Origin of the sequence: Pseudoalteromonas sp. LC2018020214, from assembly GCF_016598755.1 — a bacterium.
Classification (GTDB): domain Bacteria; phylum Pseudomonadota; class Gammaproteobacteria; order Enterobacterales; family Alteromonadaceae; genus Pseudoalteromonas; species Pseudoalteromonas distincta.
The window spans coordinates 2,180,389-2,203,309 of the sequence record NZ_CP066804.1 but is presented as its reverse complement, the minus strand read 5'-3'; the positions used below and the strand labels follow the sequence as shown (position 1 = coordinate 2,203,309).

General features: G+C 40.4%; 17 protein-coding genes and 1 riboswitch. Of the genes, 7 read left to right on the top strand and 10 right to left on the bottom strand.

The annotated features are described in order from the left end of the window. Positions 1 to 124: 124 nt before the first annotated feature. The gene (locus tag JG479_RS09675) at positions 125 to 3,274 is read right to left on the bottom strand and encodes an efflux RND transporter permease subunit (protein WP_200219046.1); all 3,150 of its coding nucleotides are present in this window, start codon (positions 3,272 to 3,274) and stop codon (positions 125 to 127) included. A 2-nt stretch (positions 3,275 to 3,276) separates the two neighbouring features. Beyond that, on the bottom strand, positions 3,277 to 4,455 hold the full coding sequence (locus JG479_RS09670; RefSeq protein ID WP_004335425.1) for an efflux RND transporter periplasmic adaptor subunit: 1,179 nt from the start codon (positions 4,453 to 4,455) through the stop codon (positions 3,277 to 3,279). Positions 4,456 to 4,624: 169 nt separating this feature from the next. Between JG479_RS09670 and JG479_RS09665 the strand changes: the two genes are divergently transcribed. Both JG479_RS09665 and JG479_RS09660 read left to right on the top strand, forming a co-directional pair. Beyond that, complete coding sequence (locus JG479_RS09665) at positions 4,625 to 4,888, top strand: YkgJ family cysteine cluster protein (RefSeq protein WP_200219044.1); 264 nt, start codon at positions 4,625 to 4,627, stop codon at positions 4,886 to 4,888. 204 nt (positions 4,889 to 5,092) lie between these two features. After that, positions 5,093 to 5,563 (top strand): hypothetical protein, encoded by a 471-nt coding sequence (locus tag JG479_RS09660; RefSeq protein WP_193226002.1) that lies wholly within the window; start codon positions 5,093 to 5,095, stop codon positions 5,561 to 5,563. Between the two features lie 108 nt (positions 5,564 to 5,671). Here the strand turns inward: JG479_RS09660 and JG479_RS09655 are convergent, their stop codons facing one another. Beyond that, positions 5,672 to 7,525 carry a TonB-dependent receptor plug domain-containing protein gene (locus JG479_RS09655; RefSeq protein ID WP_200219042.1) on the bottom strand — a complete coding sequence of 618 codons (1,854 nt, stop codon included), beginning with the start codon at positions 7,523 to 7,525 and terminating at the stop codon, positions 5,672 to 5,674. A gap of 340 nt (positions 7,526 to 7,865) precedes the next feature. Here JG479_RS09655 and JG479_RS09650 point away from each other — a divergent pair, with 340 nt between their 5' ends. Further along, a complete protein-coding gene (locus JG479_RS09650; RefSeq protein WP_200219040.1) occupies positions 7,866 to 8,354 on the top strand; it encodes a peptide-methionine (S)-S-oxide reductase in 489 nt (162 codons plus the stop codon). 563 nt (positions 8,355 to 8,917) lie between these two features. Here the strand turns inward: JG479_RS09650 and JG479_RS09645 are convergent. The 4 genes from JG479_RS09645 to JG479_RS09630 form a co-directional block, all read right to left on the bottom strand. Then, positions 8,918 to 9,469 (bottom strand): DUF4136 domain-containing protein, encoded by a 552-nt coding sequence (locus JG479_RS09645; RefSeq protein WP_024595193.1) that lies wholly within the window; start codon positions 9,467 to 9,469, stop codon positions 8,918 to 8,920. Positions 9,470 to 9,609: 140 nt separating this feature from the next. Next, a complete protein-coding gene (locus JG479_RS09640; protein WP_149602445.1) occupies positions 9,610 to 12,384 on the bottom strand; it encodes an ATPase in 2,775 nt (924 codons plus the stop codon). Beyond that, the gene (locus JG479_RS09635; protein WP_024605891.1) at positions 12,381 to 12,929 is read right to left on the bottom strand and encodes a condensin complex protein MksE; all 549 of its coding nucleotides are present in this window, start codon (positions 12,927 to 12,929) and stop codon (positions 12,381 to 12,383) included. Before JG479_RS09635 ends, JG479_RS09640 begins: the two co-directional genes overlap by 4 nt. Positions 12,930 to 12,932: 3 nt before the next feature. Further along, positions 12,933 to 14,204, bottom strand: coding sequence for a hypothetical protein (locus JG479_RS09630; RefSeq protein WP_200219038.1), 1,272 nt, complete (start codon positions 14,202 to 14,204; stop codon positions 12,933 to 12,935). Positions 14,205 to 14,426: 222 nt separating this feature from the next. On the opposite strand from JG479_RS09630, the gene nhaD reads away from it, so the two are divergent. Then, positions 14,427 to 15,674 carry a sodium:proton antiporter NhaD gene (gene nhaD / locus JG479_RS09625; protein ID WP_197121580.1) on the top strand — a complete coding sequence of 416 codons (1,248 nt, stop codon included), beginning with the start codon at positions 14,427 to 14,429 and terminating at the stop codon, positions 15,672 to 15,674. A 101-nt stretch (positions 15,675 to 15,775) separates the two neighbouring features. After that, positions 15,776 to 15,948, top strand: a riboswitch (Lysine riboswitch). Positions 15,949 to 16,023: 75 nt separating this feature from the next. Then, positions 16,024 to 17,415: a lysine-sensitive aspartokinase 3 gene (gene lysC, locus JG479_RS09620; RefSeq protein WP_200219028.1), complete on the top strand. Its 1,392-nt coding sequence runs from the start codon at positions 16,024 to 16,026 to the stop codon at positions 17,413 to 17,415. A 98-nt stretch (positions 17,416 to 17,513) separates the two neighbouring features. Here the strand turns inward: lysC and JG479_RS09615 are convergent, their stop codons facing one another. Further along, positions 17,514 to 18,272 (bottom strand): 4'-phosphopantetheinyl transferase family protein, encoded by a 759-nt coding sequence (locus tag JG479_RS09615; RefSeq protein WP_200219026.1) that lies wholly within the window; start codon positions 18,270 to 18,272, stop codon positions 17,514 to 17,516. Between the two features lie 141 nt (positions 18,273 to 18,413). Between JG479_RS09615 and JG479_RS09610 the strand changes: the two genes are divergently transcribed. Beyond that, complete coding sequence (locus JG479_RS09610; RefSeq protein ID WP_169060330.1) at positions 18,414 to 19,736, top strand: sodium-dependent transporter; 1,323 nt, start codon at positions 18,414 to 18,416, stop codon at positions 19,734 to 19,736. 93 nt (positions 19,737 to 19,829) lie between these two features. On the opposite strand, the gene JG479_RS09605 is transcribed toward JG479_RS09610, so the two are convergent. Next, entirely contained in the window at positions 19,830 to 20,810 is a 981-nt protein-coding gene (locus JG479_RS09605) for a 2-hydroxyacid dehydrogenase (RefSeq protein ID WP_200219017.1), read from the bottom strand. Positions 20,811 to 20,898: 88 nt separating this feature from the next. Continuing rightward, entirely contained in the window at positions 20,899 to 21,459 is a 561-nt protein-coding gene (locus tag JG479_RS09600) for a glutathione peroxidase (RefSeq protein WP_024595202.1), read from the bottom strand. A 121-nt stretch (positions 21,460 to 21,580) separates the two neighbouring features. On the opposite strand from JG479_RS09600, the gene JG479_RS09595 reads away from it, so the two are divergent. Continuing rightward, the gene (locus JG479_RS09595; protein ID WP_002962823.1) at positions 21,581 to 22,462 is read left to right on the top strand and encodes an NAD(P)-dependent oxidoreductase; all 882 of its coding nucleotides are present in this window, start codon (positions 21,581 to 21,583) and stop codon (positions 22,460 to 22,462) included. Positions 22,463 to 22,921 lie beyond the last annotated feature (459 nt).

The following is a 22,921-nucleotide window of genomic DNA, read 5'->3' as shown; positions in this document are numbered from 1 at the left end:
ATATTTATAGAGTTAAACTATCAGTAAGATAAAGACTTGGCAAATAGGTGAATATTATTTTTAAGCTAAAAATAAAAAGCTCGGCATAATATGCCGAGCTTTTTTGGTTGGGATATTACTTAATTTAGCTATTTGTAGGCGCTGGTTGGGCATCTACTAGTGGTGGCTTGCCACGCATTTTACGAACTAATCGTTTAGCATCTTCTAGTGCAACATACTGGCACGGTATAAGTATCAGTGTAATTACTGTGGCAAATAACACACCAAAAGCAAGTGATACAGCCATTGGGATAACAATTTTAGCTTGTAAACTCGTTTCAAAAATAATTGGCATTACACCAATAAAGGTAGTGATTGAGGTGAGTAGTATTGCTCTAAAGCGACGAGCACCGGCTTGTACTACAGCATCTTTAATTGCAACACCTTCGGCGCGGGCTTTGTTTACAAAATCAACCATAACGAGGGAGTCATTTACGACCACACCCGCTACAGCAATAATGCCAAACATAGATAAGCTGCTCATAGTCATACCTAAAATCATATGGCCAAACATCGCGCCAACTACACCAAACGGAATAACCGACATTATAATAAGTGGCTGCGAGTAAGAGCGAAGCGGAATGGCTAACAAGGCAAATATAATCATCATTGATATACCAAAATCACGAAGCTGCTCTGAAGCGCTATCCATTTCTTCTTGAATGCGCCCAGCTACATCACTTGTAACGCCAGGGTAGCTTTTAAGTAATGTTGGTAAGTATTCATCACGAATTTCTTCTGCAATCGCAAATGGTTCGGCTTTGTCGGTATTTACCGCAGCCCATACGTTTACAGTACGTTTAGAGTTTTCGCGGCGAATACGGTTTACACCGTCAACCAGCTTAACTTCGGCTATTTCGCTAAGTGGTACTTCAGCGCCTGTAGGCGTAATAATACGCACACTTGCTATGTCACTTATTGAATTACGTTCGTCTTCTGGATAGCGGATCATGACTTTAATTTCTTCGCCTTCACGCAATATTCGCTGCGCTTCTAAGCCGTAGTAACTAAAGCTAACTTGCGACGCTACATCAGCAAGCGTTAAACCCATGCTGTAAGCGAGTGGTTTTAAATCAAGTTGCACTTCGTCGGTAGCGCTTTGCATTGAATCGTTTACGTCGCCAACGCCTTCCATTGTTTGTAATTTGGCTTTTAATTTACCTGCTACTTCTTTTAGCTCGTTAGCATTTTTGCCTTCAAGTTTAAAACTAACGTCGCCATCATCTCGACCGCCATTCATTATACTGTCTTGAATGGTCATGGTTTTAATGCCTGGTAGGGCGGGCATTTGCTCACGCCATAACGCACTTAGGGCAAAGGTATCGATAGGGCGTAAATCAGGCTCTACCAAAATGGCCATAATATTGGCTTGCGTTCGTCCGCGCAGGCTTACCGATAAATCGCGGATCATCGGTTTACCGTATTGCTCTTGTAGTTGCTGATCGACCTGTAACAACACGCTTTCTATTTTACGTGCGGTTTCAAGTGTTGCTTGCTCAGATGAAGCAAGGTTCATCTCTATATCAATACGTGGAAAGTCGTGCGGTATTTTCGGGTTTGGTACAAACTTAACTAAACCACCTGCAAACATACCTGCGCTTACAATAAGCAAACACATAAAGCCGACAATCACTGTATAGCGATAATGAATACAGCGGCCAACAAATGGAAGGTAGTAGTTATTCACAAAGCTTTTTAAGCTACTATCAATCACCATTCGTAAGCGATGTAATAGGTTTTTAGGATTTGGTTTACGTGGGTTCATTGCTGCAATATGCGCAGGTAAAATTAGTTTTGATTCAATGAGTGAAAAAATCAAACATAAAATAATAACGCCACCAATGGCCTTAGAAAAAGCAGCACCAGGGCCGGTTGCGAGTGTTTGTGGTAAAAATGCCGCAATAGTCGTTAGTACACCAAAGGTCGCTGGCATCGCAACACGTTTAACACCGCGTACTACGTTATCAAGTGTGTGGCCGTATTTTTCTATTTCGGCACTGGCTGACTCGCCCACAACTATGGCGTCATCAACAACAATCCCGAGTACAAGTATAAAGGCAAAAAGAGAGGCTAAATTAATTGTTACATCTAAAAAGCCAATAGGCATAAACAAAAAGGCGCCCAGAAAAGACACCGGTAAGCCCATCATTACCCAAAATGCTAAACGTAGCGGTAAAAATAGTGCCAGCACTATCATTACTAACAAGCCACCCCAAATCATGTTATCGACCATCATATCGAGTCGACCTTCAAGGTAGTAAGTTAAATCAACAATAGGAGAGAGCTTAACGCCTGCAGGTAAAAGTGGCTCTTTAGTTGCCATGTAGCTTTTAAGTACTTTTGCTACATCGGTAATGTCTTGATCTTTTGATGCGTTTACTTCAAACGAGAGTGAATTTTTACCATTGTATTTTGAATATTGTAGACCTTCTTCAAAGCCGTCGTTAATGGTTGCTACATCGCCTAAATAAATTTGTGCGCCATCAGCAAGGGTAATAAGGGGGAGTTTTTCAAACTCAAAGCCACGGTAGGCTTGTTTTTCAACACGCATCGAAATATAACCATTTTCAGAGCGTATTTGCCCCGCCGACATATTTGCCGAAAAGTTTTGCACCGCGCCTGCAATATCTCTAAATGTTAATCCGTACTCGCGTAATTTATCAGGGCTGACTTCTATACCAATTTCGTATTCTAAGCCGCCGTTAAAATTAACAAGGTTAACGTGAGGCAGTGCTTGTAACTCGTCTTTTATATCGTTGCCAAGCTCTTTTAACTGGTAATTACTCATGTCGCCGTAAAGCGCGAGTATCATTACTTCTTGTTCAAACTTATCGCGGCGCACAACAGGGCGCTCCATCCCCGCAGGAAAGGTGTTTATTGAATCAACTTGTACTTTAATTTCATCAAGTACTTCTTGTGGATTGTATTGTTCTTCTATTTCAATCCACGCTTGTGAAAAACCACGGTTAGAGTACGTAATTAGGCGTTTAATGCCTTCAATACCTTCGAGGTTTTCTTCAACTTTTATGGTTATGCCTTCTTCAACCTCTTGCGGGGCTGCACCTGGGTAAACTGCTTGTACACTTATCCAGTTGCTTTCAAACTGTGGGAACATTTGTTTGCGAATGGTCATCGCCATTAAAATACCGCCCACTAATATAAATATCATTAGTAGGTTGGCTGCAACGGGATTTCGGGCAAACCATGCTATTAACCCTGTTTCACGAGTGTTCATGATTACTCCTCTTTCAGCGCAAGTTGAGTTACATCAGTTTTATCAGGCGCAATATCTTCAATTTTTACTGCCATACCTTCAGTTGGGTATTCAAGCGCTGAGGTAACAATTTGCTCGCCATTTTTTAACCCTTGGCTGGCTATAATCATGCCGTTTTGTTCGCGTATAATATTGAGGGTTTTAAACGACAATGTTAAATCGTCATTTAAAATTACAATTTTATTATCTTTAACTAAGTGGTGGGCAACAATAATTGCGTTATCAAGCGGGCGACCTTCAATGGTAGCGTTAATGTACGAACCAAAACGAAGAGGGCGTGTTTTGTCGCCATAAGGTGTTGCAAGTTGTGCTACCAAATAGCTCATGCGGCTTGTTTGATCAACCACACCTTCGGTACGAATTACTTTGGCTTGCCACATTGTTTGTTTACCTGCGTATTCTGCGTTAAATGTAACATTTGAGCCTACGCCGCCATTTTTTAAATATTGCAGTTCTTGATCGGCAACCGGTAGACGTACCTCTGCAACTGAGGTTGCGCTTAGTGCGCCAAAACTGTTACCTGGGTTTACTACTGAACCCAAGCTAATTGTGCGCTCATTAATAATGGCATCATATGGGGCTTTAATATAAGTACGCTCAAGATTGCGGCTAGCACGCTTAACACTTGCTTGAGCAGAGCGGTAACGCGCTAATTTTTCTGCCAGCTGTGGTTTTCGTAAATAAAGTTCTGATGCGATAGCGTCGCTTGAATCTGACTTAATGCGCTCCCACTCAGCTTGAGCGACATGTGCTTGCGCGCGTTCTATTTCAAGTGCTGAGCTTGCTTGTGCTAAACCCGCTTGCGCTTCAATAAAGTCTGCCTCGTAATCATTTGCATCAATTCGTGCTAAAATATCGCCTTGCTTTACAAACGCGCCTTCTACAAATTGATCTGATACCGAAATAACTTGCCCGCTAACTTGTGCTATTAGCTCGGTACGATACTTTGGTTTAACAATGCCGTACGATTTAACATCGAGCGTTATAGAATCTAAAAGTACGCTTTGTGTTGCTACTAAAGGACGTAAATCTTGCTCTGGCTTTTCTTCGGGTGGTTTTTTCATTGCCATAAAGGCGAAAGCTAAAGCAATACCGCCTGCTAAAACAGCGATTGGGAGTATTATTTGTTTTGTAGTAGCCACAAGGCATTCCTTCATAATTGGTGGTGACAGAGCAATAATACGCAATAAAGTGTTTACAAGCTGTTTTAAGATGTAACAAAGCATTACATGTGTGTGTTACAACTCACTATGCGACTAATTAAGTGCCTAAAAAGAAAATAAAGTAAGCGTTTTTTATTCAGAGGAAATTATGAAAACCGAATCGATGAATTGCAGGCTAGGCTGCGGCGCATGTTGTATTGCGCCAAGTATTAGTTCGCCTATTCCAGGTATGCCAAATGGTAAAAAAGCCGGAGAGCGCTGTATTCAGCTGGACGAACGTAATTTATGTAAGTTATTTGGTGATTCAAGCCGACCTAAAGTATGTAGTGATTTTAGCGCCACATTTGATGTTTGCGGATCAACAAATGCACAGGCTCTAGCGCTTATTACAGAGCTCGAAGAGCTCACTTAATCCTCATTTTTAATACACATCTATTTACAATATATTATTAATAAAAATCTCCACAAGGTTATTAAAAGCAGTCGTTAATATATTTTATGGCGAAATATTAGACATATTTAACTTTGTTGCTAATATAGGTAACTGTAAGATACTTTTTATAAATCTCATTTATAGGTGATTTCATTCAATCTTAATTTTTAAAAGGAAAGAAAAATGAAAAATTTACTTACAGCATTTACATTAGGTGTGACTTTATTAGGTTGTTCAAACTTACCCATTAAAACCGATATTAAAGAAGACCACTTTAGACTCGAAAACTTTAAAAGAGAGCAGGGAGTAGATCTAGAATATGTCCACTTGATGTGCTTTAAAAAAAGACCTACACAATGGGCTGAACCAAAGCAGTATATCAGTGGTGAGCATGATTTATGGGTAAAGGCGAGTGTTTCAAACCCTGATGTTTTAAATAGTCAAAAAGAAGCTTTTGTTAATTTTAACGTTAATTTAGATTCTAATAAAAGCTACATGTTAAATAGAAAAAGGGATGGGGATAAAATATCAATCTGGATACAAGAAGTTGAAACCGGTACGGTTGTTTCGAAGGTTCTTACAGATGAGCTTAGTCGCCCTTTACAAATTGATAATGAGCTAAGAAAAAGACAATGTCGTTCTGGTTCAATATAAGCTGAGTAATCGTATTTCTTAATATTTAGTATGGCGTTTATTCCTTGCTAAATATTTATTCAAAGACCTGTTTTAAATAAACAGGTCTTTGAATGTGATAGCTCAATTCTACCAGCTATACGTTGCGCTTAACGTATATTGCTCACCGCGCCCAGGTGTACCCGGTATTTCTTCAAACGACTCATCCCATAAGTTATCTGCTGCTAAGGTGATAAATAAATTACTCAACTGTGGCGGCGTTATTTTAAGGGTTAGCTGGGTAAATAACGCGTTGTCATTGCCGTTTCTAAGTGAATTTTTGTGTTGTGTACGCCATTCGTTATCTATTCTAAATTCTAAAATATCAGTTGGGTTGTACACAGCGCCAAGTGTTAAACGGTGATCAGGAAAGTTTAACGCGTAAAAGCTGGCATCAATATCGACTGCGCCGTAGTTTTCTGATTTATGTAAATAGGTGTAGCTTGCTATAAGCTTTGCTGTATCAAAGTGCTTAGTCGCTAAAAATTCAACCCCTGCAGTATCAATATCAACTGGGTTTGCAAAGCGCGCTGAGGTTGAATCAAAATTAAAGGTCCAATCGGTTAAGTTATTATCTTTTCGATAAAAAATAGCCGAGTTTAACTGCCAGGTTTGTTCTTCAAGTAATAAACCAAGCTCCAAGTTTGATGTGGTTTCGCGCTCAAGGTTGTAGTTACTTCTAAATAACCCGCCTGAATCACTGCCGCCAATGGCTGTGTAGCCTGCAACTTGACTCGCTTGCGCGTATGATAAGTAAAGGGTTTGTGCTGTGCCGTCACTATTTTGGGTGTTTAAGGTTATGTCACCAATAGCTGATACTTCAGCATCATCACGATTTGTATCGTCATAGGCTGCGCCTAAACGAAATGTAAGTTGTTTATTATCCTCAAGCGCCATTTTGTATTCAGGCAATACGCTTAATTTATAATACTTACGAGAGGTAAAGTTGTTTTCAAGTGTGGTTGATTCAATCGAGTCGTCAATAAACTGTGCAGAGTAGTTTATTGCCAGTGCATCGCTTTGTGCATGGCGACCCGAAAGTCCAAGCGATTTAACTTCGCTTTTATGAAAAGCTTCAAATGCACTAGGATTTTCGCGCGAGTAAATATAGTGATCGTCATGGGTACGATAATAAGCAGATACTTCAAAGTTGCTGTTATCAGCGTAGTTTTGCTTGTGATTAAGCATCCAAAGACGGGTTTCTAAATCTTCAGTTTCGTTAACGCCAAAAGGGGTGTACAAGTTAGGCCAGCCAAAAAACTTATCTTGTGAGCCAAAAAACAAATCTGTTTGGCTGTGCTCGCTAGCTAATTGAACGCGAGCTGAGGCGCGCGAGAAGTCATGATCGCCATTATCAATGGTGCCATCACTTTGCGAATGAGAATACTCACCTTCAAAACCCAGAGTATAGTTAACTAAACTATCAAGTTGTGTGTTTTTAGCAGCGTGAATACTTTGCAGATTAAAGTCGTTTGTACCAGTACCAAGGGAAACACTACCGCCAGTAATAATCGGTTTCCAACCAAACGAAACCGTACCTACAGAGCTATTCATACCGTAAAGTGCGTTATCGGCACCGGTTAAAACATCTGGGCCGCTTAGCATTTGCGGTGCAATGGGTATTTCAGCAAAATAATGACCAGATTGCGGGTCAAGCAGGGTAGTGCTTCCTACTCTAAAACCGGTGTTTTCGAAAATACCGCCGCGTATAGTTACATCAGCCTGCGCCTCAGCCATATTACGCGATTGTAAATCAACACGGGGGTCATATTCTAAATTAGAAATAGGTGAGTCGAATGTACCTACTGGCAACTTATTTGCAGTGGGTGAGGCCTCAACCGTTATTTTCTCGATTGCCGACTCATCAGATAGCGTATTAGCATTAGCAAATGCAGTAACGCTGCATAATATTGCAGGTATTATAAGGTGTGGTGTGCGATTCATGTGTTTCTCGTCATTTTTTATTTGTAGCTGCGGTTACAATTAATTTTAAAGCTTATATTTGAGCATGATAAAATAACTAAATGTAACAGCAGTCATTTTGTGCGCGATTGTACATTAATTTGTTAATAACTGCATTTGATAACCATTTACGTAATACCGGCTTTATTAAAAACATGGTCATTCTATCGTATTAAATAGCGCACTCACTGCGTTAAAAATTATTTATATAGAACAACTATATGTCATAATTTTCGCCTTGTTATTGCGCTATTTTCTTGGCGCTATAATAGAACACTATTTTAATGCAATCGGTATAATTACTTATTAGGTAACATTTATAATGGATACTAAAGAATATAATACTATTTACTTTGCTGGTGGCTGCCTGTGGGGCGTACAAGAGTTTTTAAAGCACTTACCAGGCGTAATAAGTACTGAAGCAGGTCGCGCTAATGGTACAAGCAAAACCACTGACGGCGAATACGATGGTTATGCCGAATGCGTAAAAGTCATTTTTGATTTAAAAGTCGTTAGCCTAAATAAGCTGTATGACTACTTTTTTGAAATTATTGACCCGTATAGCATTAATAAACAAGGGGATGACGTAGGCCCTAAATACCGCACTGCTATTTACAGCAAAAACAAAAGCCATTTAGATGCAGCAAGCAATTATATAAACAAGCGCAGTGATGCCGATAAAATTGTGGTAGGGGTAGAGCTGTTAACTAACTACGCGCCAAGCGATCCTGAGCATCAAGACCGCTTAACTAATCACCCTGATGACTATTGCCATATACCGCTTGAGTTACTGCATAAGTATAAATCGTAAATTTAACGCGGTGTTTTTTGTAGACGTGCAGCTTGCTGACGTGACGAGCGCAGCTCGTAATTTAGGATGGAATATAGCGCTATAAATATAAGTAATTAGAAGCTATCGCTTCTCGCGCAAGCAAGCTTAGCGCCTACAGGTAAAGTTTGACGCGGTGTTTTGTAGACGTGCAGCTTGCTGACGTGACGAGCGCCGCTCGTAATTTAAGATGGAATATAGCGCTATAAAGTAATTAGAAGCTACCGCTTCTCGCGCCAGCAAGCTTAGCGCCTACAGGTAAAGTTTGACACGGTGTTTTTTTGTAGACGTGCAGTTTGCTGACGTGACGAGCGCAGCTCGTAATTTAAGATGGAATCTAGCGCTATAAAGTAATTAGAAGCTATCGCTTCTCGCGCAAGCAAGCTTAGCGCCTACAGGTAAAGTTTGACGCGGTGTTTTTTGTAGACGTGCAGCTTGCTGACGTGACGAGCGTAGCTCGTAATTACTTAAGTCTGTAAGCCCAAAAATACACATCCACAAAAAAGCTCACAAACCTGTGAGCTTTTTCAAAATAAACTTTTAACTTACTGCTGTTTTTGTGGCGGGAAGTTACTTAAAATTTCGCTCACTGTTTTATTAATTGATGCTTCACGTTGTTCTGGCGATTGATTTTTCTTTAATCGGCCTTCTTTTGCGCCGCGCCATACTAGCTGGTTAGATTCACGGTCTACAATATCAATAATCAGTGTGCCCACTTCGTATTCACGCGCGGTTGTATCACGTTGAAAACCAGTACCCCAATAACCCCAATGCGGGCGGTAGTTTACATTAAATGTATCTACTTCAAGCTCTTTATCAACCGATGCATGATAGTTAACAAGTACATCAGCATTTGCTGCATCAACTAAGCTCATACCTAGTGTTTGGCTAAGTTCTGCGTTAACGGCAGTGCGAACACGCTTTTCCATTAGGCCATTAATTTGGTAGTTATTTGTGTCTTTAGTTAGGCTGGCGTTTTCTACCCAAGCAAATGTTTTAAAATTACTAAAGTTGGCTGATTTATCGTAATCCCAATCAGGGGTTTGTGTACAGGCTGTAAGTAGTGCTAGCGCTGCAACAATAAGTATATTTTTCATTACGTTTGCTCCAATAAAATGCATTAATTTAAAATAACACACATCGTTTAAATGTATATTATTTAAACGTCCTAAATATTAGTCTAATTGTTAGGGCTGAACGACTAATTAACCTCTGTTAATTAGTCATCAGTAAAAGTTTAATGTTCAACTTCAATCCAATCTTTTTCATCTACCCAGTTTTGTGCACCGTCTTTTACCGAGCGAATCGGCACAATGTAGTCACAACTTATTTGCGGCTTAACTGAGGCAAATATAGGAACAAAACCAAAACTTAGTGCGGTTTCTATAATTGCTTTTTGATTTTGTGGGTCAATGTCGGCCGCTTCATCTATATAAATTGGTATACGGTATAGGTTTTGTTCTTGATCGCTTAATAAGTAACGAATAAACAACATGCCACACAATAACTTAATCGTAATACGTGTGCCATTTGAACCCGCCGAATCTATTTTTTCAAAGTGTTCGGTTTCACCTGCGCGGTTAACTACTTCAAATCGAATATCAAATAAATCGGTAAGTGTTAAGCCCGCTTTATCTGATGCGAGTTTAATTAAGTGATCTTTCGCTTCGTTTACCGCACTTTCGCTGTAAGGTTCTTGGCTAAGTAAATCAAGCGTGTCGCCTTGTTCAAACTGATGCGACGTGCTGATAATGGTATCTATACTATCAACCAGCATTTTGCGGGGTATGACGTTAATTTTAAACGCTTGCAGGTTTGAAATACGGTGCTGGCTTATGCCTTTATTAAAGCTGTTCATTTCGCGGCGAAGGCGGTCTAAATCTTCTCGCAAGCCTTTTATAGTTGCGGCCACTTCGGTAAGCGCAACGCGTGCTTGGCGCTCAACAGCATCGCGTTCGTTATCAATATTATGAAAGGCACTTATTAGCTTTTGGTATTTAGTGTATTCGTCATTTTCGTTGTCGAATTTAGTAATACCCGCGTTATATACATGCAAATAAGTGTTACGCACGTTTATGTCAAAATTACGCAGCTCTTGGCAGTCTTTATTAAAGTGATGAACAAGGTCGCTTAAGTTATCAAAGTCGACCGTAATATCAATCATATACGGAGTTACTTTACCGCTGTATAAATCAAGCGTGTGATCAATTCGCTCACTTTTAACTTGGCGTAAGCGCTCAGTTTGGCGATTAATTTGCTCTTGTTTCGATTTAATTAACGAGCGACGATCGGCAATTGAGCCACTATTTTTTTGAATATCTTGCAGGTAGTCGTCAACTTGTTCGCGCTCAGCTAATAACTGCTCTTTTAGCATGGCTTGCGCTTCAACCGATTGCTGCATTACCTCAAACTGCTCTAAGCGTTTTAGGGCGCTCTCTGCGCTCATAAGCTCATCGTATAGTGCGTCTTTTTCTTTTTGCTTGTCGGCAACGTTTGCTGCAACATCGCGCTGTTGCTTAAACTCTTTAAGTGAATGCTCAAGTGCATTTAACTGAGCGGTTAATTGCTCTTTGTTTTCGCCGCTTTGCATTTGCACAGGCGAGAGCTTTTTAAGCTTAATGCTCGCACCTGGTAGCGTTAATACGCCGCCTTTAACGTTTTCACTTAATAGCGATAAAAATTCACCAAACGCGTCTTCATCATCAATGGTTATATCGCCATTAGTGGTGGTCGCAAACGAGAGAATATCTGGGTTTAAAATCCGCGATATTTCTTCTACTTCTTTTAACGAGAGGTCTTCGCGCATGCGGGTAAACAAATTAAATTCAAGATTTTTAAGTTGCAGCTTTAAGCTCTTAATTTGTTTTTGTGTTTCGCTAATGCGGTAGTCAAGCGTGTGCAGGCTTTGCCCTTGTGCGCTGGTTATAGAGTGCGAAAGCGACTCGTAATCTTGCTTTAACTGAGTCAGGCTGGTTTTGAGCGTGGCTTTATTTACTAGTTCAAACTCGCTTTTAAGCGCATCGTAATCTAAAAACCACTGCTCAATTTGAGTTTGTCTGCGCTCTATATCACGCGATTGCTGTACGTATAGGCTTTGTTTTTGCTCAAACTCGTGTTTTTCGTGCTCTATATCTTCAAGCGCTATACCCAGCTCGTTAAGTTGCGATTCTTGATAGGTATCAAAATCAATCAGTGCTTGGTCAATTTTAGGTGCGTATGCGGCTAATTTACCTTTAAGCACGGTTTGGTTTTCAAGCATTGATTCAAGCGCTGCTATTGGCTCTTGCATTGACTCAAGGGCTTTTAATTCGCGTTTTGAGCGATTTACTTTATCAAATGAGCGACGCCATACTTCATAAAAGTCGACTTTAGAGTTCGACATATGGCGTTCAAACACGCGTAACATAAAGCGTTTTACGTCGTTTGCGCCCAATTTATGTAAGTTAAGAATACGTCTAAATATTTCTTTATAAATAGAAGAGTCTTGTACATTATTTAGCGGGATCATTTTTAGGTTAATGTCGCCGTCAAAAGGCGTTGCGCCACCAGTCAATAGCGCGTTTAACTCTTGTGCTTTAAGCTCAATAGGGTTGTAGTTAAGCGATTTTAAATGGTTGAACAGCTTAGTAAATTTAATAATAGTTTTACCTTGCGTGTACTGCTCTAAATCAAGCTTTCCTTGATAACAAAAGTACTGATGCGCGTAACCGGCAATTTTACCAAGCCCCGCAACGCCTATTACTACCGAGCCATGAGGCAAGTTAGCTTCTAGTAAAATGTACGACTGATCGGATGAAAAATAAAACTTACGGGTTTCATCTAAATCGTGTCCGTCCCATTCTGTTAAACGTAAATCGTTAATAAGCGGGAACTGCAGGGCGTTAATAACCGAGCTTTTACCGGTGTTATTGGGCGCGCAAATAGAGCTGCTTTTATCAAGCGGGATCACACATTTTGCATAGCCTGCGGTGTTAAGTAGGGCGAGTTTGCTTAGTCCGTATAGATTTTTCATTCCTCGTCCTCTGTAATGTAGGTTTCTTCGTTTACTTCCATGAGTGCATCTATGTAGCGGTGAATTGGCGCTTGTAGCATAAAGCCGCCTTCTACTTCACGGGCTAAACCTAAGCGCACCATGCGCAGGTAAACGTCTTTACGCAAATCCGATCCCGAAAATATCTCAAGCTGATCAAACAAATGTTTGTTAATTTGCACCAGCGTTTGCATAAGCTCTAAATCGTTTACGTCGTCAAACAATGCGCGCATTGGGTCTTTACCCGTATTGGCGTAGTGCTCAATTAAAATGTAAATGGTGAGTGCGATAGCGCGAGATATTTTGCCCATATTTGGCGTACTTTCGTCGCTACCAAAATAATAAAAGCCACGGCTGTCGTGTTTTAAATCGTTACCTAAAGCGGTAAATAGGGCGGTGTAGTCTTCTATGTGTTGGTCAAGCTCTTGCCACATTACGTTGTCTTGCTCGCAAATGTGATAACCCGCTACTAATTTTTTATTAATGGCTTGTAGATGGGTTAGCTCGTCTAAGTTTATGTGTGTCATGGTTTATTTACCTGCCTTTGGATCTGGCTGAGGCTCTGAATTAAATGGATATAAAGAAAAGTGCTGACCGGCAATTTTTACGCGTGCTTTTTCATCGCTTTGAATTATTTTAATATCGCTGTCGCTGACTAATTTTTGATACAAAAATAGCATTTCGTCGGCATCGAGATCTGGATAGCTTTCGTCTAAAAATTGCAGCAAGGGCTGCGGCTTTTTGCGTTTTTTATTAAAGCGCTTAGCAAAGCTGGTTTTAACATCGTTGTAGTCAGGAATATTAGGCGTAACAAATGCAGGTACGTCTTGTTGATCTGGCAATTGGTATTCTTCGTGTTCAAATTCAACCAAGCTTGCCATGTAAGCCACAATATGGCGTTGCTGACCAAGCGAATATCGCTGCGCGTCGCTTACAAAATGTGGTTGCACAGCACTTAGCATATTGTCTACGCCATTTTTACGTACAAGCCCAAGTACTTTGGCTGCTTGGCGAGTAATTAAGCTATTACGGCGCAGCTCCTCGCGCAGTGGCATAAGCATATCGGCACTTTTACGTAAGCTTTCTCGGCCCATTAAATGCATTTCGAGTATACGGGTACGTAATTGCTCCAGCATACGTTTGTCGTTATACGCTTTACCTGAGCGCTCAATGTGCAGTATTTGCTTACTTATTTGCTCTTCAATGAGGGTAAAACATGCATGAAACTCACCACGAATATCAACCATTTCAAGCATTGGCTCTATGTATTCGTCAAAGGCTTCTATTACTGCTTTATAACGTTTTTGCAGCGATTGCACTGCATTATTTGATTTGGCTTGTTCAACAATATTTAAAATAGCGTTTTCGTTGTGCGTATAGAGCTTCATTATTTTACGCACCCGATCATCCATAATGCGGCTGTAGCGGCGTAAGTCGTCAAAGTCTTCTATTTCGCCAGCGTTATCTAGGCGGTTACCTAAGCGAGCTAGGTCCTCTACTAATACGCTAATTTCTTGCGCTAAACCTAAATGCTCTTCTTGCAGTAAAAAAGTAGCAAAATCAGCAATAGCACGATTTATTTCAAGCTGAGAGGATTTAGCCAGCGGAATTAAAATATCTTGGTTTAACAAACGATTTGTTTCTTTATAAATGCGTTCGTTTGACCACGTAGGCTGCTTTTGCTTAATCGCGTTTTGTACGTCTTTTAGGCTAAAGTCAGCCATTTTAAAACGTTTAAATAATAGCTCTAATACACCCCAATGTTCGGTTATGGTGTTTAGCAGCTTTTTAGCTGGGATCATAAGGGGTTACAACATCCTAGTATTTTATTATTGAGTTCTTTTAGAAGACTCATTATTACGTATTTTTAATTAACCTTGTCTGTATATAGTATTCGTTTTTAAGACCATTTAATAATAGTTTTTGCATAGAGGCAGTGCTAAAATTCGCGCCGAAAATAGGCACATGAAATGGAATGTTATTTGTGTGTTCTTTAAAACTATATCAAAGGTTGTTTAACTACCATGGTTTCCTCGATTATTCTAACCCTGATAGCGATTGCATTTTTACTGATCGTTATAGAAGATATAATCCACGTAAATAAAGCTAAAACCACGCTGTTTTTTGGTACGCTTTGCTGGATTCTTCTTTTTATATACCCTCTACACGGGCAAAGCCCCGATACGATTCAACATCTTTTAAATGAAAATATTTTAGAAATTGCCTCATTATGGCTATTTTTAATGGCTGCAATGACCTTTGTAGCGTATTTAAATTCAAAGGGGTTTATAGAAAATATTGTGCACCGCGTTATGCCAAAAAGTATTAGCGAAAAAAAGCTCATGTTTTTGGTGGGTGGATTTGCATTTTTGTTTTCGTCGATTTCAGACAACGTAACAGCGACGCTTATATCGCTTGCGGTTGTTATGTCGTTAAAACTTGAACCTAAAAAGCTCGTTAAATACGCCACGCTTATTGTGTTTGGGGTTAACTCAGGTGGGGTATCGCTAATAACCGGTGACGTAACCACACTAATGATATTTTTAGATGGCAAAGTAACCATTGCTCATTTATTACTACTTATAGCGCCAGCACTTGCAAGCGTTATGCTGCTTGCCGCGTTACTGTCTATAGGTATGAAAGGGCGTGTTGAGTTTGCTAGTGCAGGTAAAACCCGCATTGAAAAAACCGACATAACCATTGCTGTTATATTTTTATCTACCGTAGTGAGCACACTTACGCTGAGTGTAATTTACAGCGTACCGCCTTTATTAACCTTTTTGTTTGGCTTATCAGTGATGTTTTTAGTGGCGCAATTTTTAATGCGCAAAAAAGACATAAACAAAGACATAATCGATTTTGTTCGCGATATAGAATACGACACATTATTGTTTTTTGTAGGCGTACTTTTACTTGTAGGCGCACTTAAAGAAATTGGTATGTTGAGTAAATTTACCGACCTATACACGGTAATGGCACCAGAATACGCAAACTACTTAATGGGCATATTATCAGCAGGGGTCGATAACGTACCGCTTACCGCTGCCTTATTAAAAGCCGATATAGTAATGAGCCAACAACACTGGTTGTCGTTTACGTATGCAACGGGCGTGGGCGGTTCAATGCTTATTATTGGTTCGGCTGCGGGCATTATTGCCATGAGCAAAGTTAAAGCGCTTACCTTTATGAGCTACTTGCGTTTATCGCTGCATTTATTAATTTGTTACACGGTTGGTTATGCGGGCTCGTATTACATGGGCAGTTTTATTTAACTCATAAATTATTAAATGCTTGACAGCTAGACGTCTAAACGATAAATTTCAAAGCCCCGCTACTTAGTGGGGTTTTGTTTTATTAGCCACTGGTTAATAAAGCATTCAGAAGAGGTGCGATACTTAGGTACTTAATGTTAGGCGACGAAAGCCGATGATCATTAGGGAGGGAAGTACTCGCCGAGGAAAATAATGATACGTCGTCATTGTTTTTCGGTTTATGGGGCTGAATCCTCAAAACTGTCACCAATATAGGTGGAGAGCTTCTGGCAGTGGACTTATCTTCAAGCATTCCTTTGCCAAGTTCTTCTTGTTTTATTGCGGTTTGGATACCGCGAAAGGAGACTAAATGACTACCCAATCAGTGCCACAAACAGTATCAGGCGCAAAATCAGATTACATCGTTGCCAAATTTGGCGGAACCAGTGTTGCAAATTTTGAAGCGATGAGTCGCTGTAGCGAAATTATTGTTGCAGATAAAAGCGTACGTATTGTTGCCGTGAGCGCCAGTGCCGGCGTAACTAATCACTTAGTTGCACTGTGTAAATCAAGCATTACTCCTAGTGAGCGCCAAGAACACATAAACGGCGTGCTTGCTATTCAACAAACTATCTTAGATGAATTATCGCTAGATGCCGATTTAGTAGTTGGCTTTAACGAAACCCTAAAAGCATTTCAAACATTGGCTCAAGAGCCACTAACAACCGATCAGCAACACGACGAACTACTTAGCTTTGGTGAGCGTTTATCGTCGTATTTGTTTGCACAAGTGCTGCGTTTACAAGGCTTAAATGCCGATCGCTTTGATGTGCGCAAGGTGCTTAAAACCGATAGCCAATTTGGCAAAGCAACGCCTAATGTTGCAGCCACAGCACAAGCTGCTAAAGAGCATTTAATCCCGTTATTAGACGCTCAAGTAATTGTGACTCAGGGATTTATTGGCAGTGACGAATACGGTCAAACAACAACGCTAGGACGTGGTGGTTCTGACTACAGCGCTGCACTTTTAGCTGAAGCAATTAACGCTAAAAGTGTGCATATTTGGACCGACGTAGTGGGTATTTTTAGCACCGACCCGCGTTTGTGCGCAAAAGCGACGCCTATTGCACGCTTAAGTTTTGACGAAGCCGCTGAAATGGCGACCTTTGGCGCAAAAGTATTACACCCAGCAACTATTTTACCAGCGAGCCGTAGCCACATTAACGTATTTGTTGGTTCTAGCCGAGAGCCAGAGCGTGGCGGTACGTGGATTGAGCGCGAAAAATCGCAGCAACCAGGTATACGCGCAGTAACGCAACGTAAAAACCAAATATTGCTTACACTTAAAAGCCCAGAAATGCTACTAGCAAGCGGCTTTTTAGCACGCGTATTTACACTATTAAGTGAATACAATATATCGGTTGATTTGGTAACCACATCAGAAATCAGCGTAGCTATAACTCTTGATAACGCGCAAAACGCTTCGCGCCCAGAACTCGACCAAGAATGCCTAGATAAGCTTGCAGAGTTTTGCCATGTTTCGGTAGAAAACAACCTAACATTGGTGGCACTTATTGGCTCTGAGATTCAATTACGCCAACACGAAATGAACTTAATGAGTGTATTAAAAGACTTTAACATACGATTAATTTGCCATGGTGCTAGTAAGCACAACCTATGCTTTTTAGTAGAGCAAACTGAGTCAGATAACGTAGTACAGTCTATTCATAGCCGTTTATTAGAAAACGATTTTGCTGCGTAAGTAACCGTTATTCAGGAAAATCACCTAGTAAAGTTACCTAGTAAAATTAACTAGTAAAGTTACCTAGTAAAATTAACTAGTAAAGTCACTTAATAAAGTTACTTAACAAAGTCGGTTAATAAAAAGCATCGCCAGTCGGTGCTTTTTTTATGCACCACACTTACATCAAAGCAAACATTGCTGTCACTGCTATCAGCTACAGTAACGCTATTACTGCAAGCACTCAGCTTTGCACTATGTAATTCGTCAAACACATTGGGGCTAAGTAGTTGTGCAATAGGGCGGCTGGTGGCTTTAGCAAGTGACTCTTTTAATGTCCAAATTCTAAAAAACGTATCTGCTTGGGCTTGGGTATTAGTGGGCTTGGTGATAAGTGTAATTTCATCATTATGATAAAAATGCTTAGCAAGCTTTTCAAACGGGCGCTTTAGGCTTACTTTTTCAATATCAAAACCAAACTCACTTTTATCAAAATTTAGCGCGACCCCAACTAAACCATGCGAGTGCGAAATACAGGTATTAATAACATCACCACTCACATGTATTTGCAGCTTTGAGCTTGCCTCGTCAAATTCGGTACTCATTTTATTAAGGGCTACGTGCGCATGTTGCGGCTGCGCTACTTTAATAAGGTGTTTTAACAATAACCGCGTCGCTAAATACTCTTGCTTAGCTGGCGGGCTTTTACGGCGGTTTATAATGGTTAATTCAAATGGGCTTAAGCAATCGGGCAAATTAAAGTCACTAAGCTCAAGTGTTTTAGCATTAAATAATAAAATACTGTTACTCGCAAAAGACAAATTTGCCAATTGAGTTGAAGTAATACTCAAGGCGTTTTTAAAATAGTGTTCAGTCATAAAAGCCCTAAAGCAAAAGAAGTCGCTGATATTGTGAGCGGTTAACGCCACTAATAAAGGCTGGGTACAATTTTATTACTCAGCTGGCATGAAATATGGTTTAATTCACAATAATCAAAATAATAACAGATTTGTAGATGTATGGCACAAGTGCGTGATGGGTTTCAAAGCCGACTTGGTTTTGTTTTAGCCGCTGCTGGCGCAGCAGTGGGTTTAGGTAATATTTGGGGTTTTCCTACGCAAGCGGCCAACCATGGCGGCGGTGCATTTTTACTGGTTTACTTTATTGTTATATTTTTACTTGCGCTTCCTGCGCTGTATACCGAACTTTATTTAGGTCACAAAGCACAAGCTAATCCTGTAAAAGCATTGGGCGATGCATGGCAAAACACTAACCGTAAAGTAGGTGCAGCAGCAGGTTATATAGGCCTTGCGGGCGCAGTTGTTATGCTAAGTTTTTACTCAATAGTAGCTGGGTGGATGCTCTCATACGCTATTGAACCCATAACCACCTTTTTTGGGTTTACAGGCGCAAGCGAGTTTTTACATAGCGACTCAGTGTTGCGTAATTTTGTATTTACGCCGCTTATGCTTATTTTAACTGCCAGTATTATTTTAAAAGGTGTTAAATCGGGAATCGAAACCTGGTCGCGCCGTTTAATGCCACTGTTACTTGTGCTGCTAGTTGGTTTAATTGCCTACATTGCAACACTCGATGGCGCAAGCGAAGGCTTTGCCGCGTATTTAATTCCTGATTTTAGCCAAATACTCGACCCTAATTTAATTATTGCCGCAATGGGGCAAGCGTTCTTTTCGCTCTCTTTAGGTGTGGGCTGTATGATGATTTACGGCTCGTATTTACAGCCAGATGCTAATTTACCAAAGCTCACCGCAGGTGTTGCTTTACTCGATACCAGTGTCGCGTTTTTAGCGGGCTTACTTATTATTCCTGCTATTTATGTGGCGCAACACAACGGTGTTGAAGTATTTAGTGGTGGTAAATTGATTGGCGAAGGGCAACTTATTTTTGCTATTTTACCTGAGCTATTTAGCACCATGGGCGAAATTGGCTTATTAGTTGGTTTATTGTTTTTTGTATTAATGTCTATCGCATCGGTTACGTCAACTATATCGACCACCGAAATTCCGGTAGCGTTTTTAGTAGAAAACCACAACGTTAGTCGCACCAAAGCAACGTGGGCAGTGAGCGCCGTTGTACTTGTGTGTGCAAGCGCCATTATATTAAATTTTGATTGGTTATTTGGCTTAGTCATTATGCTATTTACTCAATACCAATTACCGCTTATGGGTTTATTTTACTTTATTACAGTAGGGTGGATGTGGCAGCGTGGTAATAAATTACACCAAGCAACAACAGGCGTACATTACTGGTTTGCTCAGTATATTCGTTTTGTTTGCCCAATATTAATGACCTTGGTATTTGCAAACGTTGCGTTTGGCTAAGCTCTATTTAAAGTAAATTTTTAAACAAAAAAGCGAATAGGGCTCACCTTATTCGCTTTTTTTGTGCCTATTATTTAGGTATAGCCAAGAACTTTATAAAACCTCATTAGTTAGAGGTTTACCTTCATTTACTTCAAGCGCGTTAAGTAGGGTTGTGTTTGCTATTTCGGTGAGTGCCTCTTGGGTAAAAAAGCCCTGATGGCCTGTTACTAAAACATTTTTAAAGCTCACTAAGCGCGAAAATATATCGTCTTGATTTATTTCGTCGCTGTGGTTTTTAAAAAACAGCTCCGACTCTTGCTCGTAAACGTCGAGCCCTAAATACCCTAATTTTTTAGTTTTAAGCGCATTAATGCACGCTTTGCTGTTAAGCAGTGCCCCGCGAGAGGTGTTAATAAGCATAACGCCGGTTTTCATTTTACTAAATGCCTCATCATTTATTAAATGATGAGTTTGTTCCGTTAGTGGGCAATGTAAAGAAATCACATCGCTTTGGCTAAGTAAGGTGTTTATATCGGTAATTGTATAATTGCCAGGTTGTGCGTATGGGTCGCACACTAATACTTTAGCGCCAAAGCCATTTAAAATGTTGCACAGCGCAAGGCCAATTTTACCGCAACCTACAATACCCACGGTTTTATTGTGCAAGTTAAAGCCTAGTAATCCATTTAAATCAAAATTGTCTTCGCGTACGCGGTTATACGCTTTATGCGTTTTACGGCTAAGCGTTAGCATAAGTGCAATACAATGCTCGGCTACGGCCTCAGGGCTGTAAGCCGGTACGCGTAATACTTTAATTTTATGTGCTTTTGCTGCAGGTAAATCAACATTATTAAATCCTGCACAACGCAGCAAAATAGTATTTATGCCTTGGCTTGCCAATTGTTCAATAACCGTGGCGTTTACGGTGTCGTTTACAAATACGCATATGGCATCAAACCCGTTTGCTAAAATAGCCGTTTGTTCGCTCAGGGCTTGTTCAAAATACGTTATTTTTATATCACTGTGATCGCGTGTACTTTGTTCAAAAAAAGGTAGTTCGTACTTTTGAGTACTAAAAAAAGCAATGTTCATGGTAATAGCCTCGACGCTTAATAAGTATCAATACAATAAACTACTTTATAAATCTGTGCTTTAGTAACACGCATTTTATTGATTTAAATTAAGCCTTAGCTGGCGTAAACAAAGGTATTTTTGATGCTACCTTTTTACCACCTCTTGCAGCGCTTAACTTTGCGGCTTGCAGTAAGTTACTTTCTATTACTTGTTTAAGTGTTTCGGGCTTAGTACGCGGTGCATAGCGTGCAACAAGTTGCCCTTGTGAGTTAATTAAAAACTTAGTGAAATTCCACTTAATTGCACGGTTTTGCGAAATACCCCGCGTATGCGACTTTAAATAATTAAACAACGGATGTGTTTCTGGCCCGTTTACCATTACCTTACCAAATACCTCAAACGAGATATTAAATTGATCTTGGTAAAAATCTTTAATGGCTAAATTATCAAGCGGCTCATTTTGGCCAAACTGGTTACACGGAAACGCAAGCACAGTAAAACCATTGCTTTTGTATTGCTGGTAGAGCTTTTCGAGTGCGTTTAATTGCACCGAAAAATTACACTTACTCGCTGTATTAACAATAAGGACGGTTTTGCCCTGTAACTGGCTAAGAGGAAAATTTTCGCTGTTATAAAGTGGTGCATTAAATTGATAAATACTGTCCATAGGTTACCTACTTACCTTTCCCGTTAAGGAAATTTTATAAAGACTTTCATTCGCTTTTTTATCGACCGGTTGACATAATCGAGGTCTAGTTTCTAAGTTATCAGTTAAATAGGTCATTTTTATGTCAATGAAAGTCGCATTTATAGGTTTAGGCGTAATGGGTTACCCAATGGCGGGGCATTTAGCAAAAGCAGGGCACAGCGTATGCGTTTATAACCGTACTCAAGCTAAAGCTCAAACGTGGACTGCAGAACATTCAGGAAGCTTTGCATCAACCCCGCGCGAAGCTGCCAGCAATGCCGACATTGTATTTATGTGTGTTGGTAACGATGACGATTTACGCTCAGTAGTGTATGGCGACGACGGCGTGTTAGCGGGCATGTTACCGCACACTGTTTTGGTTGATCACACCACAACCTCAGCTGAAGTAGCACGTGAAGTGGCTGCAAAAGCGGCTCTGCAAAATATCGACTTTATAGATGCGCCTGTATCGGGCGGACAAGCTGGCGCCGAAAACGGCGTATTAACGGTTATGGCGGGTGGCAGCGAAGCCGTATTTGCTAAAGTGCAGCCAGTTATGGCGGCGTTTAGCCGTTTTAGCCAACTGTTAGGCGGCGTTGGCTCGGGACAACTTTGTAAAATGGTTAATCAAATTTGTATTGCTGGTGTAGTGCAAGGTTTAGCCGAAGGCTTACATTTTGCCAAGCAAGCTGGGCTTGATGGTGAAAAAGTTATAGAAACCATTTCTAAAGGTGCAGCCGGTTCGTGGCAAATGGAAAACCGCTACAAAACAATGTGGGCGGGTGAGTACGAATTTGGCTTTGCCGTAGATTGGATGCGTAAAGATTTAGGCATTGCACTTGATGAAGCTAAAAACAACGGCGCTACTTTACCAATGACCGCAACGGTCGATCAATACTACGCCGACGTACAAGCACTCGGCGGCGGCAGATACGACACCTCAAGCTTACTAGCACGCATTGAAGCACTGCATAAAAAGTAACGTTTACGTTGAGTATGTCGATGTAGACGCGAAGCTTGCTTGCGTGACGGGCAAAGCCCGTAAAGTGATTTATTCACAAAGAGGTTATGAGGCGCTGCGCTTTTAGAGGCAGTGATAGATAAAAAAGATTGTTGTTGGTCTTTATATTTTCTCATTTACTCCTCTTGCTCTTCTCTTTGTGAATAGTGTTTTATTTAAGTAATTAAAAGCGGTGCTTTTACGTGAGCAAGCTCTACGTTTACCCCAAAGTGTCGATATGAGTTTTACTTGTAGACGCGAAGCTTGCTTGCGTGACGGGCAAAGCCCGTAAAGTGACTTATTCACAAAGAGGTTATGAGACGCTGCGCTTTTAGAGGCAGTGATAGATAAAAAAGATTGTTGTTGGTCTTTATATTTTCTCATTTACTCCTCTTGCTCTTCTCTTTGTGAATAGTGTTTTATTTAAGTAATTAAAAGCTA